Origin of the sequence: Nocardioides sp. (assembly GCF_031422975.1) — a bacterium.
Classification (GTDB): Bacteria; Actinomycetota; Actinomycetes; order Propionibacteriales; family Nocardioidaceae; genus Nocardioides.
In genome coordinates, this window is sequence record NZ_JANPEO010000044.1 from 1 (window position 1) to 2,689 (window position 2,689).

Annotated in this window: 2 protein-coding genes; one reads left to right on the forward strand and one right to left on the reverse strand. The window is 68.8% G+C overall.

What is annotated here, in order from left to right; genetic code table 11:
- On the forward strand, window positions 1-907 hold a 907-nt coding region (gene dnaB / locus RMO85_RS01510; RefSeq protein ID WP_310526015.1), incomplete at its 5' end, for a replicative DNA helicase.
- 148 nt (window positions 908-1,055) lie between these two features.
- On the opposite strand, the gene RMO85_RS01515 is transcribed toward dnaB, so the two are convergent.
- Window positions 1,056-2,689: acyltransferase family protein (locus RMO85_RS01515; protein WP_310526016.1), on the reverse strand; the 1,634-nt coding region annotated here is incomplete at its 5' end.

The window sequence follows — 2,689 nt, forward strand, 5'->3', positions numbered from 1 at the left end:
CCAGGCCCAGGCAGAGGTGTACAAGATCACCGAGCGCCGCGCCGCGGAGGACTACGCCCCGCTGAGCGACATCATGAACCCCGTCCTCGACGAGATTGAGGCGATCGGCAACCGTGACGCCGGGCTCTACGGCGTGCCCACCGGCTTCGCCGACCTCGATGAGCTGACCAACGGCCTGCACTCGGGGCAGATGATCATCGTGGCGGCCCGACCCGCCATGGGCAAGTCGACCCTCGCGCTCGACTTCTGCCGGGCCGCGTCGATCCACAACAACCTGACCAGCGTCTTCTTCATCCTCGAGATGAAGCGCACCGAGATCATGATGCGCCTGCTCTCCGCCGAGGCGAAGGTGCCGCTCAACCACATCCGCAACGGCACGATGCGCGACGACGACTGGGAGAAGCTCGCCCGCAAGATGGGGCAGGTCTCGGGGGCGCCGATGTTCATCGACGACAGCCCCAACATGACGATGATGGAGATCCGGGCCAAGGCCAGGCGCCTCAAGCAGCGCCACGACCTCAAGCTCATCGTCATCGACTACATGCAGCTGATGAGCTCGGGCAAGAAGGTCGAGTCCCGCCAGCTCGAGGTCTCGGAGTTCTCGCGGCAGATCAAGCTGCTGGCCAAGGAGCTCGAGCTGCCGATCATCGCGCTCTCCCAGCTCAACCGTGGGCCCGAGCAGCGCGCCGACAAGCGGCCGATGATGAGCGACCTCCGCGAATCCGGGTCGCTCGAGCAGGACGCGGACATGGTGATCCTGCTGCATCGCGACGACGTCTACGAGAAGGAGTCGACCCGCCCCGGCGAGGCCGACCTGATCGTGGCCAAGCACCGCAACGGTCCGACGCGCGACCTCACCGTGGCCTTCCAGGGCCATTACTCGCGCTTCGTGGACATGGCGCACTGACGGGCCGGTTGCCGACGATGGTCGAATCTGCAATGGAGCGATCCACTCCGCAGTCGTTGCAGTTTCACACCTGTCGCCGGACACCCTGAAAGGGACGGATCTGCCGAACTGAGATCCGTCACTCCGTCAGGGGTCTGGCGCGAGGACGTCACTTCGGTACGGCGCCAATCAGTTGCGGCAGGAGCCAGGGAGCTATCCAGCCCTGGACGCCGGACGGGGTCAGGTGCAGCCCGTCCGAGCGGACCTGATAGCCGCCGGCGGTCCAGGTGAAGCGGCCCTCCGGGGAGACTCGCTCGCCGAAGTCGACCACGGTCACGTTCGGATGGCGGCTCGCCACGCTGCGCAGCAACTGGTTCCACGCGGTCACCCGCGGCGGCTCGTCCTCCGGGTAGAGGCTCCCGTCCAGTTGTTCGTGGCGCCGGTTGTAGGGCTCGGTTGCGAGCAGCACGTGCGCCCCCCGCGCTCCGGCCACGCGGATGGCCAGGTCAAGCTCGGACCGCAGGTGCGCGTCGAACTCGGGGTCGCCGACGTGCGTCCACCGCCCATCCAGGACCCGGTCCATGGTCTCCCACCGCCCGACCAGGATGAACGCGACGTCCGGATTGTCCCTGGCAATGGCAGCCCGCCAGATCCGGGGCCAGTCCCGGCAGGTCGGCATCAGCCCGAGGTAGCGGCGGCCGACGTAGCGGAAGGGGGCAGTCCTGCTCACCCCGCAGCCCATGAGCGTGCGATCGCGCACGTCGAGTTCGGGATGGCTGGGCAGGTAGCTCACCAGCGTCCACGCAATCGAGTCGCCGAACACGTCGACCACAACCGGCTGCCCGGGCCGCCGATGATGCAGTGGCGGCATCGGCCCGGCCCGGGGCGACTTGGTCGCCTTACTGGATGGATCCTTCCCGCGGTCATCGGTGGCACCGGCCCCGGCGTCACCGTCGCCCGCCAGGAAACGGTCCACAACGGCAACGACCGACGCCTCCTCCGGCAGCGCCGGCAGCCGAGGCGTCGCGGTGGTGACCACCAACACCACGGCCCCGGCCGCAACCGCGACCCCTGCCCCGGTCGCGGCAAACACAGGGCGCCTCGGCCGTACCCGCAGTTGGATCGGGCGTTCAACGAGCACGTAGGAGATGAAGGCGATGCCCACGGTCAGGAGGCAACGCACAGCGAACAGGGTCAGGTCGTTCAGTCCGGTCCGATCCGCGTTGGCGGCGATGAACACTGGCCAGTGCCACAGGTAGACGCCGTAGGAGATCCGACCCAGCGCCGGGAGCGGAGGCACCGAGAGCAGCCGAGCGGACAACCCCGACGGGACCAGGACCACGTGCGCGATCACCACCGCCACGGCGAGCCCGATGCCGGCCATTCCTCCGTGGTAGAGCACCTCGTCCGTGCCCGACAGATGCGTGGCTGCCCACAACGTGGCCACGGCCGCCGCCGCTGCCAACCCACCCAGCCCCACTCGACGCCACCCTGGAGTGACCGACCGCGGCGTGGCCGGCCCCGCCGACTCGCCGCGAGGCTCGGTGGGCCCCTCGCTCCGGAGCGCCAGCAGGGCCGCGAGCGCAGCCCCGATCAGGATGCCTGCACCGCGGGTGTCGGTCCCGTAATAGGCCCGGCCCGGGTCCTCGGCGGAGTACGTCACCGCGAGCTGGGCGTCGGCGGGCGTGACGACGTCGAGCGAATCGACGAGCATCGGAGCAGTGGCTGCGATCTGGAGATTCGCCACATCGTGCGTCGACCCGATCCGGATCCAGCATCGACAGCACCGAACGCTCGACGCGC